The following is a 15,511-nucleotide window of genomic DNA, read 5'->3' as shown; positions in this document are numbered from 1 at the left end:
GGTGGATACTTCACGCCGGATGAGTGTGCTGTGGCTAAGCTTTATTGGCTTCGCCCTGATGTTTGCGGCCTGGACCATGTTCGGGGTGCTGGGCATCCCCATCCGCAAAGAGCTCGGACTTTCGGACATGCAGCTCGCCTGGCTCTCCGCGCTGGCGATTCTCAACGGCGCTCTCTGGCGACTTCCCCTGGGAATGCTCGCGGATAAGATCGGGGGGCGCAAGACCTTTCTGGGGTGCCTGCTTTTCTCCGCCGTGGCCTCGCTGCTGGTCTCGCGAACCCACTCCTACGGCATACTCCTGGCTTGCGCTGTGCTGGTGGGGATGGCGGGCAATAGCTTCACGATTGGCTCAGCCTGGAACGCGGCCTGGTTCCCCAAGGCGCAGCAGGGCTTCGCGCTGGGCCTCTTTGGGGCCGGCAACGTGGGAGCGAGCGTCACCAAGCTCATCGGGCCAACGCTCATCGCCGCCGTTCCTGCCGCGGGAATGGCAGGCGGGCTGATCCCCGGCGGCTGGCGCTTTGTTCCCTGTCTCTACGCCGGGCTCATGCTGCTGATGGTCGTCTTGGTGGCCGTCGTCGCCCCGACCCCGGACATCGTTCCCAACCAGGGCCGTCCCCTCAAAGAGATGCTGAAGCCGCTCCATGAGGTTCGTGTCTGGCGCTTCTCGCTCTACTACACCGTGGTCTTTGGGGTCTATGTCGCGCTCTCGGTCTGGCTCCCGAAGTACTACGTCGATGTCTACGACCTGCCGCTGAAAAAAGCGGCCCTGATGTGCGTCCCGTATATCTTCGCCTCCAGCCTACTCCGGCCTTTCGGTGGCTGGCTCTCCGATAAGTTCGGGCCGCGCAAAGTGACCTACACGGTCTTTATTTTGGGGGCACTTGCCTGCGGAGCCCTCTCGGTTCCCCAGTCGATGTGGGCCTTCTTCTGGCTGACTCTGCTTTTGGGGATCACACAAGGCTTTGGCAAGGCGAGCACGATCAAGTACATCCCGGACTACTACCCGAAAGATGTCGGGACAGTGGTCGGGCTGGTCGGTGCGCTCGCCGCACTGGGCGGCTTTGGCCTGCCCCCGCTCTTCGCCGCGCTCAAGACCGCCACGGGCCAGCCCCAGTCGCTCTTCTGGGCACTCCTGGCCCTGACCCTGGTGAGCCTAGGCTGGCTCCACGCCGTGGTCGTGCACATCCACCGCGACGAAGAACACGTGATTTAGAACCTCTCCCACCCCCAGCCCCTCCCTCCCCCGGACAGTCGCAAGCTCCTTGGGGAAGAGAGAGGAGGGCTGGGGAGGAGAGGTTGGAAGGACAAAACGATGGCAACACAATCTCTGCCGGAGGCCGTGCGCACGGGCGCAAGCTGGCTCTCCGACTGGAAACCTGAGGACAGCGGCTTCTGGGAGGCGGGCGGAAAAGCCACGGCCTGGAAGACGCTCTGGGTGACGACTTACTGCCTGCTGCTGGCCTTTGCGACTTGGTTCGTGGTCAGCGCGGTCTTGGTGCGCCTCACGGGCATCGGCTTCAAGCTCGATAAGAGCCAGCTTTTCTGGCTCGCGGCAATGCCCGGGCTAGCCGCGGGGACGCTTCGCATTATCCACACTTTTCTGATCCCGATCTTCGGGACACGGCACACGGTGGCGATCTCAACGTTGTTTCTGCTCGTGCCCTGTATCGGTTGGGCCTGGGCGATTCAGAACCCGGAGACCCCGTTCTCGGTGCTAATGCTCCTAGCCTTTCTCGCCGGGCTTGGCGGAGGTAACTTCAGCTCGTTTATGCCCAGCACCAGTCTGTTTTTCCCGAAAAAGCAGCTCGGTACCGCGCTGGGGATTCAAGCGGGGATCGGCAACTTCGGGGTCAGTGTGGTGCAGTTTGTGACCCCCATCGTGATCGGTATCGCGATGGTCGGAGGCACGCAGCTCTTCAATGACCCCAAGAAGAATATCCACGACAAGCCGCTCCACCTACAGAACGCCTTCCTGATCTGGATTCCGCTGATCATTATCGGTGCGATCTGGGCCTGGGTTGCCTTGCGCTCCGTGCCCGTAAAAGCGACGTTTAGAGAGCAGACTGATATCTTCAAGGAGAAGCATACCTGGATCATGACGGCGCTCTATATCATGACCTTTGGTTCTTTCTCCGGCTTCTCGGCATCGTTTGGGCTGATGATCAAGGAGCTCTACGGCAAGTTTCCTGATGCGCCCGATGCCCTCAAGTACGCCTTTATCGGGCCGTTTCTGGGGGCACTGCTCCGCGTTCTCTTCGGCCCGATCTGCGACAAGATCGGGGGAGCCAAAGTCACGATGCTCTCGGGGATCGGGCTGACGGTCTGCGCGGTGCTCGCCACCCGCTACACGGCTCCTACTTCGGTGGATCAGTTCGGGGGCTTTCTCTGGACCATGCTTGGGCTGTTCTTCTTCAGCGGGATCGGCAACGCCAGCACGTTCAAGCAGATGCCCATGATCTTCCCGCCTCGGCAGGCATCAGGCGTGATCGGCTGGACCTCGGCGATTGCCGCCTACGGCCCGTTTCTCTTCGCATCGTCCATCGGCGCTATCCTCGGCGCAACGGGCAGCCCGACGGCGTTCTTCTGGGGAGCGGCGGTGTTCTATCTCTTCTGCCTGGTGCTCAACTGGCACTTTTACACCCGGAAGGGGGCGGAGAAGCCATGCTAGAGCCAGGCTCCCGTAGCTTTGGCCTCGACCGCCGGGCGCTCTTGTGGGCGTCCGGAGCGGCCTTCCTGAACGTGGTTGCGGTCTATGTGGGCTCGGGGCGTATGGCGCGCTTCGACCCCGCGCTTATCGCCTACACCTGCGCGTGTATCTTTGCGACCTTTGGGGTGGTCTATCGCTTTAGCGTCTGGCTGGAGAAGCCCCCCACGGCGCTCTACTGGAAGCGCGGCTGGAAGCTCTTTCTGCGGCCCTCGCACGTTGTGAAAAACTGCCTGCACCTGGTTCGGCTCGCCTGGGACAATCTCATTGCCCAGACATTCATCGAGAAGCGTAGCCACACACGCTGGGTAGCTCACTTCCTGATCTCCTGGGGATTTCTTATCGCCTGCGCCGTGACTTTCCCGCTGGTCTTTGGCTGGGTGGCATTTGAGGCCGACCCGAGCGATCCCGCCAAGTACATCACGTTCGTGTTCGGCTTCGCGGCGATGTCGTTTCCCGCGCACTCGCTCTTTGGCTGGGTGATCTTCCATATCCTAGACTTCTGCGCGGTCGCGATTCTGGTCGGTATGGGCTTTGCCTTCAAGCGCCGCCTCTACGACCCGGGTGCGCTGACCGTTCAGCAGTTCGCCAACGACTTCTTCCCGCTGATCTTGCTTTTTGCAGTCTGCCTGACGGGCCTGATGCTCACTGCTAGTGCGGTCTGGATGCACGGACACAACTACAGCTTCCTGGCGACCCTGCATGCCTTCAGCGTGATTATCACGCTGCTCTACATGCCCTTTGGCAAGTTCTTCCATGTCTTCCAGCGCCCGGCCAATATCGGGGTGCAGTTCTACAAGGAAGAAGGAAGGGCATCAGCTCGCGCCCACTGCCGTGTCTGCGCGGTGGACTACGCCTCGCAGATGCAGGTGAATGACCTAAAGCTCGTGCTGGAACAGCTGGGCTTTGATCAGACTCTTGAGGACGGCGGGCACTACCAGGATGTCTGCCCCACCTGCCGTCGCCGCCTGCTGGCGGCAAATCAGCTTGAACTTATTGGAGGACCTGGATTTCTGTAGAATCTGCCGATGGGCAGATAACAGGATAATCATGTCCGAATATACTCACACTATGAAACGCTGGCTCATACTAATTTTCCCTCTGCTGGGACTGATCCCCGCTTTTGCGAACTTCCAGAAAGCAGGTGACTCGCCCGATACCATGACACAGTATCTGAGTGCCTCTGTAGATGATCCCATTGCGCGGCTTCAGAAGAAGCTGGATGCAGGAAGTGTGAAGCTGGCCTGGGGAAGACATGGCTACCTTGACTCCGTCCTCAAAGAGTTGCAAATATCGCCTCGCACCCAGACTCTAGTGTTCTCTAAGACAAGTCTCCAGATTGAGAGAATCTCCCCCAAGACACCGCGTGCACTCTACTTCAACGATGCATGCTACATCGCCTGGTGCCAAGAGGGCGTTATGGTGGAGGCAGCCGTGCAGGATCCGACTTGGGGGACGATCTTTTACACGCTTCCCCAGCGCCCCACGGAGAAACCAAAGTTTGTTCGCCAGAAATACGAGTGCCTCCAGTGCCATAGCTCCCCCATGACGGAGAACATACCCGGTCTTGCCATTCGCTCCGTCTACCCGATGGCCGATGGCTACCCCGATCTGAGTGAGGGGACGTTTCTGACCAGTGATCACAGCCCGATTAAAGAGCGCTGGGGTGGCTGGTATGTCAGTGGACGGCATGGCACGATGCGCCACATGGGCAATGTCATCGCCAGACACTACGACAATGTGATTGAGCTGGATCGGGAAAAAGGGGCCAATAACCTGGACTTGAGCCGTTACTTCGATACGAAACCCTATCTGACGCCCCACTCAGATATTGCGGCACTTATGGTGCTAGAGCACCAGTCGCATTTGCACAACCTCATGACGAAAGTCACCTTCCGTATCAAAGATGCCCTCCGTGACGAGGTGCAGCTGAACGAAACTCCCAACGATCACAGACATAATGAGAGCACGATACGGCGTATTGAGAGTGCTTGCGAGCCTCTGGTACAAGCATTACTCTTCTCCGGTGCAACGGAGCTGTCAGCTCCCGTGAGCGGGACGGCGGGTTTTGAGGCGCAGTTCTCCGCACGTGGCCCTAAAGACAAGCACGGCCGCTCGCTCTACCAGCTTGATCTCACCAAACGTCTCCTGCGCTATCCATGCAGCTATCTGATCTACTCCGAGTCCTTCGACGGTCTGCCTGTCGAGGCACGCCAGCAGCTTGCGCGACGCCTGACCGACATCTTGAGAGGTAAGGATCAGAGCACCGCTTTCTCGCACCTGAGCGCGACGGATCGTCAGGCAGTTCAGGAAATTTTACAGGAAACCAAACCCGGTTTTCTACCGGCAAGTCACTAGGAGGACTTTTATCATGCGTACAGTTTTGACAATTGTTAGTGCGGCACTTCTTTCTACGGGGGCATTGGCACAGACGACAACGTACTCAGGCTCGATCCGGGTGCGCCAGGAAGCCTGGGACTGGTTTAAGCCCGCGACCGGCAGCTTCCAGAACGCCTACACTTTTACGGGCGTGACCCTGCGCTACGGGGCCACCCGCTCCACCAAGACCAGCAGCGCGACGGTCGAGCTAGAGGCTCCCGCGCTCTTTAGCCTACCCACCCGCGCTACGGCTCCCGCGCCGCAGGGCGGACTCGGGCTGGGAGCACTCTACCGGGGCTTCAATGCCAACCAGACCAGTAGCCTCTTTGTGAAGCAAGCCTTCTACCAGGACAAACTCCGGGGAATCCGCGCCGGGCGCTTCGAGTTCAACGACGGCAGCGAGTCTGTCCCGGAGAACCCCACTCTCGCTTGGGTAAAAAGCCAGCGGGTCAGCCAGCGCCTGATCGGGACATTCGGCTGGAGCCATGTCGGGCGCAGCTTTGATGGCGTGCACTACAGCAAGACCAAGGGCACGGACAACCTCACCGCTGTCGCGGCCTACCCGACCGCCGGTGTCTTTGATCTCAACGGCCAGCCGACGCTCACGTCGGTGCACTTTGGCTACGCTGCTGCCACGCACACCACCAAGACCAGCGACCAGCGCTTCTTTGGGCTTCTCTATGAAGACGGGCGCAAGGGAGTCACCAAGGTGGATAACCGCGCTGCCGCCGAGACCGCCGCAGACAAAGACACCATCCGGCTTCTCACGCTCGGGGGGCACTACGCCCAAACGGGAGAGAACGCAAATGGGAAGTGGGATGTCCTAGGCTGGGCCGCCGTCCAGAGCGGCGACTGGGGCACGCAATTCCAGCAGGCCCACGCCTACTCACTGGAGGCTGGCTGGCAGCCCAAGAAGGCGAAAAATGCTCCCTGGCTCCGTGTCGGCTACGATGTCTACTCCGGTGATAGCAACCCCAGCGACGGCAAACACCAGACTTTTGCGCCGATCCTCAACACGCCGCGCATCTACGCCCGCACCCCGTTCTTCGCCGAGGCCAACAGTCGCGATCTCTTCATTCAGGCCCTTGTCCGCCCCGACAAGAAGACCACGCTCCGTGCCGATCTTCACCGGGTCTCGCTCGACAAAGCCGCCGACCACTGGTACGCCGCCGGGGGGCCGTTCCTCTCCGCCGGTAGCTTTGGCCTGATTGGGCGCACCAACCCCAGCGGCGGTACGCAGCTCGCGGATATTATCGATCTGAGCGCGGACCGAACCATTGACAAGCGCACCAGCGCCTCGGTCTATGTCGGGCACCTGCTGGGCAACACGGTTGTGAAAGGCATCTACCCGGATAGCAAAGGCTTTTTTGCTTACGGAGAGATAAACTACAAACTCTAAAGGTGCCCACACGATAAACGTGGGGCTCTTGGGCGTCGTCCCTCCGCCGCCTCGCTCCGCTCGGGATTTTACCGACAAGGAACGAGGAGGAGGCGCGAAGCGCCCCAGAGCGGGACGTTTACCGTCCCTGTGTTTATCGGGCAATGCCCGGAGGGCATAACAAAAAATATGGCAAAACTCTCTCTTCCCATGGCCAGCCTGATTGAGCAGTTCGGGCCGCACCTCAACGCCACTCCTCCAGGGGGCTGGGGCTACCCCGGCGAGGCTGACAAGCTGGTGGCGACACACTGCTGCTTCTGTGGGCAGCAGTGTGGCATCAACCTCAAGGTCAAAAACAACAAAGTGATTGGCTTTGAGCCGCGCGAGGACTTCCCGTTTAACCGGGGCAAGCTCTGCCCCAAGGGAATCCTGCGCTACCTGCAAAACGAGCACCCGGATCGCTTGCTCCATCCCATGAAGCGCGTGGAAGGGAGAGGCTTTGAGCGCATCTCCTGGGATGAGGCCCTCGATACAACCGTGGGCCATATCCAGCGGATTCAGAAGACCTACGGCAACGATGCATTTGCGATGCTCTCCGGGGTCTCACTGACCAACGAAAAGTCCTATCTCGTCGGGAAGTTCGCACGCTTGGCGCTCCAGACCGCCAATCTCGACTACAACGGGCGGCTCTGCATGGTCTCGGCGGGGGCGGGCAACAAGAAAGCCTTCGGAATCGACCGGGCGGCCAACTCCTGGGACGATATCGTGCTCGCGGATGTTATCTTCGTCACCGGTAGCAATATCGCGGAGTGCTCGCCCATCACTACCGACTATATCTGGCGAGCGCGGGATCGAGGGGCGAAGCTGATCATGGTGGATCCGCGTGTCACGCCGCTGGCACGCACCGCCGACCTGCATCTCCCCGTGCGCCCCGGCGGCGACTCGGCGCTGATGAACGGGATTCTTCATATCCTGATCGAGCGTGGCTGGACCGATGAGGCGTTTATCGCAAGCTACACGAGCGGCTGGGACGAGACAAAAGCCGCTGTTGCTGACTACACCCCCGATAAAGCCGAGCGCGACTCGGGCGTTCCGGCGGAGCTGATTGTTAAAGCCGCCGAGCTCTGGGGACCCGCCAAGACCAGTTTTCTACTGCATGCCCGTGGTATCGAGCACCAGAGCAAGGGCGTAGAGAACGTCCTCTCCTGCATTAATATTGTCCTGGCGACCGGCCGACTCGGCAGGCCGGGCTGTGGCTACGGGACGATCACCGGGCAGGGCAACGGCCAGGGTGGGCGTGAGCACGGCCACAAGTGCGACCAGCTCCCCGGCAACCGCGATATCACCAACCCTGAGCACCGCAAGTACATCGCCGAGGTGTGGGGCGTCCTGGAGAGTGAGATTCCCGGCAAGGGACTCTCGGCGCAGGAGATCATGAATGCCATCCACGACGGCGAGATCAAGGGGCTGCTCTCGCTCTGCTTCAACCCGCTGGTCTCGCTCCCCGATGCCAACTTCACCCGCGAGGCACTGGAGCGGCTGGAGCACTACACCGTGATGGACTTCTTCCTCTCCGAGACCGCCCAGCACGCCGATATTGTCTTGCCAAGTGCCCTCCACGAAGAAGACGAAGGCACGAGCACCAGCGCGGAGGGCCGGGTGATTCGGATCCGTAAGGCCGTGGATCCGCCGGGTGAGGCTAAGGCGGACTGGCAAATTCTCCAGGCCATTGCCCAGCGGCTTGGTCGAGAGAAGGGCCTTCAGTTCGACTCCCCCGAGGCGATCTTCACCGAGCTGCGGCGTGCGTCGCACGGGGGCACGGCGGACTACGGCGGGATCACCTACGAGAAGATCGAGAAAAACAACGGGATTTTCTGGCCCTGCCCCACCGAGGACCATCCCGGCACGCCGCGCCTTTTTGAGGACCATAAGTTCCATACTCCTGATGGCAAGGCACACTTCCACCCCATCACCTACCGCCCGCCCGCTGAAGTCGTGGACACGGACTACCCGATCTGGCTAACTACGGGGCGGGTCGTGAGCCAGTACCTCTCCGGCACGCAAACCCGCCGCATCGCGGGACTGGTCAAGCAGTACCCCCAGCCGCTCATGGAGATCCATCCTGAGCTGGCCACGCGTTTGGGCATCGCGCAGAGCCAGTGGGTAACCCTGGAGAGCCGTCGGGGCAAGGCGACCTTTAAGGCGAGCATTGTCAAGACGATCCGTGCTGACACGGTCTTTATTCCCTACCACTGGGGTGGCGGCCGCTCTGCCAATATCCTCACGGCGCGAAACCTAGATCCCATCTCCAAAATTCCTGAGTTTAAGGTGAGTGCTGTCCGGGTGCGGCCCGCCACTCAAGAAGAGGCTACTGAGGCGGAGCAAGAGGCGGCATCATGAAAGTACGCTGGATGGAAAGCTCTCTGAGATTACGGATCACGCCCGGTGAGTTTACGTTGCTTCAGGAAGGCGGCAGTGTGTGTGAGCAAGCTACCTTCCCTGGAGGCTGGCAGGTATGTGTTGGGCCTGGTGACGAAAGTACTCTTGTATCGGAAACACCAGGCTCTCTCTCCGTGACTTTGAGCGTGGCATCCCTAACAGAGCTTTCTTGCCCAGAGAGGGAAGGGGTCTATTTCACGGTAGAGAACTATCGGTTCTTTGTGGAGAAGGACTTCCCATGTGTGCACCCCCGGCCTAAAGAGGCCCAAGAGTCTACCGAAACCTTTGCGCCTCCACCGGGTTTCGCCGAGCGTCACAAGACCGTTTGCACATGAAGATTGCGATCTTGGCGGGAGGGAAGAGCTCTCGGTTTGGGCGGGATAAAGCTGAAATCTTTCTACCGTTGGTCGTCGAAGCCTGCCGACCCGCTGGCCTCCCGATTGTTGTGGTAGGACACATTCGCATTCCATCTATTGCTAGTGATGTCACCTTTCTCCCAGATGCTCTTCCCGGTCAGGGGCCACTTGGGGGCATCGTGACATTATTCCGAGAAGTTTCTGAACCTGTGTTGCTCCTTGCCTGTGACCTGCCCGATCTTCGCTACGACGCGATTGCATGGCTGCTGGAGAGCTGGCAAGCGCACTCCGAGGCGAGTGGTCTTGTGGTTGCACGAATCGACAAAGGGGATATTCATCTAGAGCCGCTTTTTGCGATTTATTCGCCTGCATGTCTGGAGCTGGCTGAGGACATGTTGCGGGGTGGTAAGCGCTCGATGCACCACCTATTAGAACGCATGGGAGTAGCCAAAATACCACTACCTGATGCGATGATTCCCCAGTTACGAAACGTCAATACCCCAGACACCATTATCGCATCGTCGGCGTAGTCTTTCCTAGATATGCTCAATGAACCGACTGAAAACGGACTCGTAAAAAGGTAATGGTCAGACAGTCTAGATGGGAAGCAGGTAGCGTCGCCAGCTTCCTATGCTCCCCGTGCAAGAAACCCGTCTATCTATCTTTGTACCACCGACCCTAAAATCAGTTGAGTTTCCTACGACCCTTTTGTTCAGGGCCTAGAGTACTGGTCAAAGTTGAATCTTCTCTATCTCGTCGAGTGTAATAAGGAGCGCTCACTCAGAGTGCGGCTGCGCCCTAGGCTGACGCGAAAGAGGGGAGTCTTCTTCTGCCCCTCGATACCCGCCGCCTACAGGTACGCATCCAGGTACTCCTCAGCACTGTGGTGAACAGGCAACTCGTGCTCCTTGCCGCCTTTCTCACGGTAGCTGTAGGTGAAGATCGGAGGGCCGAAAATCTCCGATGTATGCAGGGCAGGAGTCGCCGTGAGACCGATTAGGCTTGTCAGATAATCCGGGATAAAATACGACCAGAGGCGATCAGCGAAAATGAGCGGTTTTGCGCGACCCAGAAACGAAGAGCTGACTCCCCAGCAGGCTGTGAGGCTGATGGCACACTTTGGCCTCAAGCGGCTTGGAAAGCTCAGCGAGCTAGCGGCGTTCTTGGAGAAACACGTCCCCAGAATGCCATGGAGCCGGCCATGGTACGGCGAGGTTTCGCTCCATGGGATCTCCACCGTCCGTGCCGCCCTGACCGCATTGCTCGCCTGCAGCAAACAGTCCGACTTACTCCGCGCTACCATTGCCTTCACCAAAGACACCGACTCCGTCGCCGCGATTGCGCTGGGCTGCTCCGCCTGCTTTGCAGAGTACAAGCAAGACCTGCCCAGCATGCTCATTCGTGAGCTCGGGAACGGACCCTACGATCGAGACTATCTCAAGGCGCTGGAGGCAACAAAATGAACGCCCCCCTCGAACCGATTCGTCTCAGCAAAGATGGCAGGCACTTTGCCTACGAGAACTCTGGAGAACGCTTTCTGGCCTGGGGCTTCAACTACGATCACGATGCCAATGGCCGCTTGCTTGAAGACTATTGGGAGCGGGAGTGGCCTACCGTTGTTGGGGATTTCCAGGAGATGAAGGCGCTAGGTGCTAATGTGGTTCGTGTGCATCTTCAGGTAGGGCGGTTTCTGAGATCGGCGAAGGAGCCCGATCCACAGGCGCTGAAGCAGCTCGCACGACTGGTCACTCTGGCGGAGACGACGGGCCTCTACCTGGATATTACGGGGCTGGGTTGCTACCATAAAAAGGAGGTTCCTGTCTGGTACGACGCACTCTCTGAGAGTGCACGATGGGAGGCGCAAGCCGTGTTCTGGGCCGCGATTGCAAAAGTCTGTACGAGTAGCCCGGCGATCTTCTGCTACGATCTGATGAATGAGCCGGTCGTGCCTAGCCCGGGAACCAAAGAGACCAAAGAGAAAGAGTGGCTGGTGGGTGAGTTTGGTGGCAAGAACTTCGTGCAGCGCATCACGCTCGATCTGGCGGGACGCACCGAAGACGATGTCGCCCGGCGCTGGATCGAGACACTTGTGAGCGCGATCCGCCCGCAGGATCCGAAGCGCCTAATCACGCTAGGTGTCATTCCCTGGGCGCAGGTCTTCCCCGGCGCGAAGCCGCAGTTCTACACCAAAGAAGTCGGGCAGAAGCTAGACTTTGTCAGTGTCCACTTCTATCCCAAGAAGGGTGAGGTCGAAAAAGCCCTCACTGCCCTGGCAACCTATGCCATTGGTAAACCGCTCGTCATTGAGGAGATGTTCCCGCTAGAATGTAGCGTCCCAGAGCTGGATGCCTTTATCGAGGGCTCACGCAAGCTCGCCGACGGCTGGATCGGGTTTTACTGGGGTAAGACGATAGAGGAGCTAGCCCGCGAGAAAAAGCCGAGCATCGGTAGCGTGATCACCCGGCGCTGGCTTGAGTACTTCAGAGCCAAAAAGCTCACTCGCTCGCTCTAACTCTGTAGAGCATCTCGCCCGCTTTGGGGACATACAAAATTCCCTCGTCCTCGCGGTCTTTGTAATCGTCCACGTTGATCGTGCGCCAGTCGCGGTAGCCCAGGTTGATCTTCTTGCAGACCTCTTCGGGGATACCAGTGGCCAGCGTCACTGTGACCCTCGGGGTTTCGATGCCGTTTTCGTAAGTGCCGACGCCCTTGACATGGACGCAGTGGGCCATCGTGCCCCAGGGCTCATCTTTGAACTTGTCCCATTGCGCCAGAAAATAATCGCGGACATGGTAGCCGAGGCGCTCAATAAACGCGCCGTGGGTGACGGAGATCTCGTGGATATGCGGGGCGTAGATAATCAGCTCGCCGCCATCGGCGACCACGGGCTCTAGCTTGTACATGCACTTTCCGCCTACCCAGAGCTCGTCGTACATGGGCGGGGCGCAGGAGAGCACGGTGTGAAACGCGCGGGGCATGTAGGTGATATGAAGCTGGTCGCTCAGATCGGAGGCAGCGTCCCAGGCCGCTTCCGGCGAGCCCGCGTAGAGCCCGGCCAGCATTCCCTTCTCGACCACCATACAGAACGCGGTGCGTGGCGTGGGCACCATAGCCGCAGCTCTATCCACCACTTTGCGCACGGGAGTCCACTTGTGCCCGATGATGAGCGGGTTGCTAATCACCGCCCCGAGCCAGTGGAAAAAGTTCAGCACCTCCGGGCCGGAGATGCCCGGAAAGAGATACTTATTGCCCCCCGAGAAGCCCACGACCTCGTGCGGAAAGACCGGCCCAAGGATCATTAACCGGTCGTAGTCGTAGATGATCTTGTTGATCCGCACCGGCACGTCCATCGCAAAGAGGCCATCCGAGAGCGCGGCGATCTCCTCACTCGGGATCGTCCCCAGAGACGCCAGTGCGCTCGGATCGTCCCAGGCGTGGTTCAAAAACAACACCGAGCCGTAGGTTGCGTGGCGTTGCTCTAGCGTGATCTCCAGCCGCTGGCAGATCTCGTCTTCGGTCATGGCGCGGTGGGTGCCCAGCGCGATCATGATGTCTAGGTGCGCTCCCGCGGCGTGGGTCTGGGCGTAGATCTCCCGAAAGAGCCAGCCGACTGGCGCGGTGCGTGTGGCATCGGGGATGATCAGCAAGAGGCGTTTGCCTGCGAGCTCCAGCGGAGCCAGCGCCTGCCCCACAATCTGCGCCACCTCAGGCTCGGTGAGCGTGCGGTCGGTGAAGCCCAGACCAAATGTGTTCTCTGTCATAGTAGCTCTATTCTACTCGACGGGAACAAGCCATGTCAGCACAAGGGGACACTCCAGATTACTGTCAGACGTAGTAGGCAAAACGTCGCCAAGTGATCACCCACTTGCCCTGATTCTGTCTTAAAAAATAGGTTCCGGACGCACCGTGTGGCGTGGGGCCAAACGAAAAACGGACGACTGCTGCCGTGTGCTGTGGGTTGTAACCGGGCAGAGCGAGACGCACGTACGCACGTGCGGCGATCTCTTTCTCACCAAACCTGCCTGTGGCTGCTGTAATGGCTTTCTGATCGCGTAACTGAATGGCAGGGGAGTTTGGTTTCCAGTCTGCTAGGGAAACCGAGGTGCCATTTCGGGCAAAAAGGCTTTCACGCATCGCTAGGGTAACGGCGAGCGCTTGTTCGTTTTCAAGATCCATATCAATCTGTGTTTCGTGATTCACAGAAAATTGTTGGGTCATGTTAATCACCCATAAGGAGGTCGCTTTGTCATTAAGAAAAAATAAGTCTTTGCCATGGTAGGCCAAGAAATCGGTCAGGACACACTCCTGGACGAGGCTGTCTTCTGAAGTGAGTTTTTGCTCCCGTGGCGTAACTTGTCGGCGTGCCTCAGATGGTCGGGAGGATGGCTTGTTGTTTGGATACTTTTCCCTAGCTGGTGGACGTAGCTTCCCACCTGCTTTGCGCAGAAGCGCGGCGATGTCTGCATTGTCTTGAGCATAGTAGAGAGCTGTTCCAAAGCCCGGGCGCTGAAAATTAACTTTCGCACCACCTCGCAAGAGCTGCTGAACGTTATCCGCATCGTCAATCTCGACCGCTGCTTGAAGCGGGGTGCGACCGGCGACTCCATTGGGATTCGCCCCCGCACGAATCAACAGCGCAAGGTGCTTGCTCCGGGAAGGATAGCCTGCGGCTTCCACTAGTGCGGTCGTTCCCCACATCGTCGCTAGATCTGGTTTGGCCCCGTGCTCCAGGAGGAGTTTAGCTATATCAGGCTCGTCAGGGCGCATTGCTTCTATCAAAGGTGTCGTTCCATTTACACCCTGCACATTGACATTCGCGCCTTTCTTGAGCAAGAGGCGAACCATCGGCAACTCGCGGAACCCGGTGGCAGTCAGGAGAGGTGTGTCGCCGGGGTAGGGTTTGCCACCTTCTGTGTTCTCACGAATACTCGGGAGGGTGTAGAGTGTTTCGTGACCGTTGGGATCAGCTCCCGTCTCCAGGAGTCGTGTTACTGTCACCAAGTCATGTTTCTTGATGGCGATGATGAGCTGCTTCGTAGTGGGTGTTTGCATTTGGATTACTTCCAAATAAGTGTGAGTGCACCGCCAGCAGGAACCTTCACAGCAGCGACTCGATTTTGGTGGTGCAGGGCAAAGCTCGTCTCTTTTTCGGTGCAGCAGATCAAGACGCACTGGCCGTCGGGGCGGAGGAAGGCAACGGAGGGGAGGTTGGGGAGCGTGCTGGCTTTGATCTGGTGTGAGCCGGGGGGGACGAAGCGCCCGAGATGGCCGAAGGCGTAGAACTCTTCGTTTTTGGTGACCACTCCCGTCTTGCGATCCAGCGTGACGATTCCGCGGCAGTCGGTGCAGCCGCCGTTTTGCGGGCCGTGGTTCTCATCGAGAACCAGGTTCCACTTCAGCACCGACCGCGCCCCGTAGCGCACCGAGCCGAGTAGCAGGTTGGTCAGGTCCCAGCGGAGATTGCCGCCAAAGTCCTTGGCCCAGTCGCCGCCGGAGCTCTCGGTGAAGTGGATCTCTTTGCCCGGGTAGGCACTTTGTACCTTGGCTTGCGCACCGACCTCGCCGCCGTAGCCATGGAAAGCCGCGCCCGTTGTGAACGCCCGCGCTTTCTCGTCGGCGAGGACGGCTAGGGGAAAGTCAATGCCGTCCCAGTTATGATCCCAGCAGAGGATCTTCGTCGCCAGTCCCGCTTTCTTGAGGGCAGGCCCGAGGTGCTCCCCGATAAAGCGAGCTTGATCCGCAGGCTCCATGCGCATTGAGGGATATTTGTCGCTCTCGTGGCGCGGCTCGTTCTGGGGCGTGAGGTAGGCGATAGAGATTCCCTCAGCCGCCATGGCCTTGAGGTACTTCACGAGATACTGCGCGTAGGTGCCGTAGTGCGCCCACTCCAGCCAGCCGCCGTTGAGGCTCTTGCTGGTCTTCATCCACGCGGGAGCGCTCCATGGCGAGGCGATTAGGGTCAGCTTGGGCTGGATTTTCTTGATCTCTTTGAGCAAAGGAATCAGAAAGCGCGTCTCCCGCTCCACCGAAAACGCCGCCAGAGTCGGGTCGGGCGTGTCGCAGTAGGTGTAGCTACCGTCGTGGTTGAAGTCTGAGGCCCCGATGCAGAGGCGCAGCACCGCAAAGCCATTGCCCGTTTTACTGTCAAAGAGCGCCTTAAGAGTCGCCTGCCGCGTCTTAGTAGTCGTCCAAAATCAAGTTCCAGTTCTTTGGTGTAGAATAGATTAGTTAGCCACTCCATTTTCTACTGTGAAG

The 15,511-nt window shown here is 59.1% G+C and carries 12 protein-coding genes and 1 pseudogene; 9 read left to right on the top strand and 4 right to left on the bottom strand.

Annotation, left to right across the window (positions count from 1 at the left end):
- The first annotated feature begins 1 nt into the window (after position 1).
- The 9 genes from RMO15_RS01910 (at position 2) to RMO15_RS01870 (ending at position 11,768) form a co-directional block, all read left to right on the top strand.
- Positions 2–1,213: an MFS transporter gene (locus RMO15_RS01910; RefSeq protein WP_309707292.1), complete on the top strand. Its 1,212-nt coding sequence runs from the start codon at positions 2–4 to the stop codon at positions 1,211–1,213.
- Positions 1,214–1,312: 99 nt separating this feature from the next.
- Positions 1,313–2,668, top strand: coding sequence for a nitrate/nitrite transporter (locus tag RMO15_RS01905; RefSeq protein ID WP_309707291.1), 1,356 nt, complete (start codon positions 1,313–1,315; stop codon positions 2,666–2,668).
- Positions 2,662–3,723 carry a hypothetical protein gene (locus RMO15_RS01900; protein ID WP_309707290.1) on the top strand — a complete coding sequence of 354 codons (1,062 nt, stop codon included), beginning with the start codon at positions 2,662–2,664 and terminating at the stop codon, positions 3,721–3,723. The genes RMO15_RS01905 and RMO15_RS01900 overlap by 7 nt, the downstream gene beginning before the upstream one ends.
- Positions 3,724–3,775: 52 nt before the next feature.
- Entirely contained in the window at positions 3,776–5,062 is a 1,287-nt protein-coding gene (locus RMO15_RS01895; protein ID WP_309707289.1) for a hypothetical protein, read from the top strand.
- 13 nt (positions 5,063–5,075) lie between these two features.
- A complete protein-coding gene (locus RMO15_RS01890; protein ID WP_309707288.1) occupies positions 5,076–6,482 on the top strand; it encodes an alginate export family protein in 1,407 nt (468 codons plus the stop codon).
- A 168-nt stretch (positions 6,483–6,650) separates the two neighbouring features.
- Positions 6,651–8,861, top strand: coding sequence for a molybdopterin oxidoreductase family protein (locus RMO15_RS01885; protein ID WP_309707287.1), 2,211 nt, complete (start codon positions 6,651–6,653; stop codon positions 8,859–8,861).
- A 370-nt stretch (positions 8,862–9,231) separates the two neighbouring features.
- On the top strand, positions 9,232–9,786 hold the full coding sequence (locus tag RMO15_RS01880; protein ID WP_309707286.1) for a molybdenum cofactor guanylyltransferase: 555 nt from the start codon (positions 9,232–9,234) through the stop codon (positions 9,784–9,786).
- Between the two features lie 519 nt (positions 9,787–10,305).
- Positions 10,306–10,719 carry a hypothetical protein gene (locus RMO15_RS01875; protein ID WP_309707284.1) on the top strand — a complete coding sequence of 138 codons (414 nt, stop codon included), beginning with the start codon at positions 10,306–10,308 and terminating at the stop codon, positions 10,717–10,719.
- Positions 10,716–11,768 carry a cellulase family glycosylhydrolase gene (locus tag RMO15_RS01870; protein ID WP_309707282.1) on the top strand — a complete coding sequence of 351 codons (1,053 nt, stop codon included), beginning with the start codon at positions 10,716–10,718 and terminating at the stop codon, positions 11,766–11,768. Before RMO15_RS01875 ends, RMO15_RS01870 begins: the two co-directional genes overlap by 4 nt.
- Here the strand turns inward: RMO15_RS01870 and RMO15_RS01865 are convergent.
- The 4 genes and pseudogenes from RMO15_RS01865 to RMO15_RS01850 form a co-directional block, all read right to left on the bottom strand.
- The gene (locus tag RMO15_RS01865) at positions 11,752–13,017 is read right to left on the bottom strand and encodes a lactate racemase domain-containing protein (RefSeq protein ID WP_309707280.1); all 1,266 of its coding nucleotides are present in this window, start codon (positions 13,015–13,017) and stop codon (positions 11,752–11,754) included. The genes RMO15_RS01870 and RMO15_RS01865 overlap by 17 nt on opposite strands.
- Before the next feature lie 64 nt (positions 13,018–13,081).
- A complete protein-coding gene (locus RMO15_RS01860; RefSeq protein WP_309707278.1) occupies positions 13,082–14,308 on the bottom strand; it encodes an ankyrin repeat domain-containing protein in 1,227 nt (408 codons plus the stop codon).
- 5 nt (positions 14,309–14,313) lie between these two features.
- On the bottom strand, positions 14,314–14,487 hold the full coding sequence (locus RMO15_RS01855; RefSeq protein WP_309707307.1) for a glycoside hydrolase family 30 beta sandwich domain-containing protein: 174 nt from the start codon (positions 14,485–14,487) through the stop codon (positions 14,314–14,316).
- Between the two features lie 30 nt (positions 14,488–14,517).
- Positions 14,518–15,423 (bottom strand): annotated as a pseudogene (locus tag RMO15_RS01850) (glycosyl hydrolase); the annotation flags it as partial.
- Positions 15,424–15,511: the final 88 nt, after the last annotated feature.

Source organism: Armatimonas sp., assembly GCF_031410135.1.
Taxonomy (GTDB): Bacteria; Armatimonadota; Armatimonadia; order Armatimonadales; family Armatimonadaceae; genus Armatimonas.
Note: the sequence above shows the minus strand (reverse complement) of the source record. Positions and strands in the feature narration are given on the sequence as shown.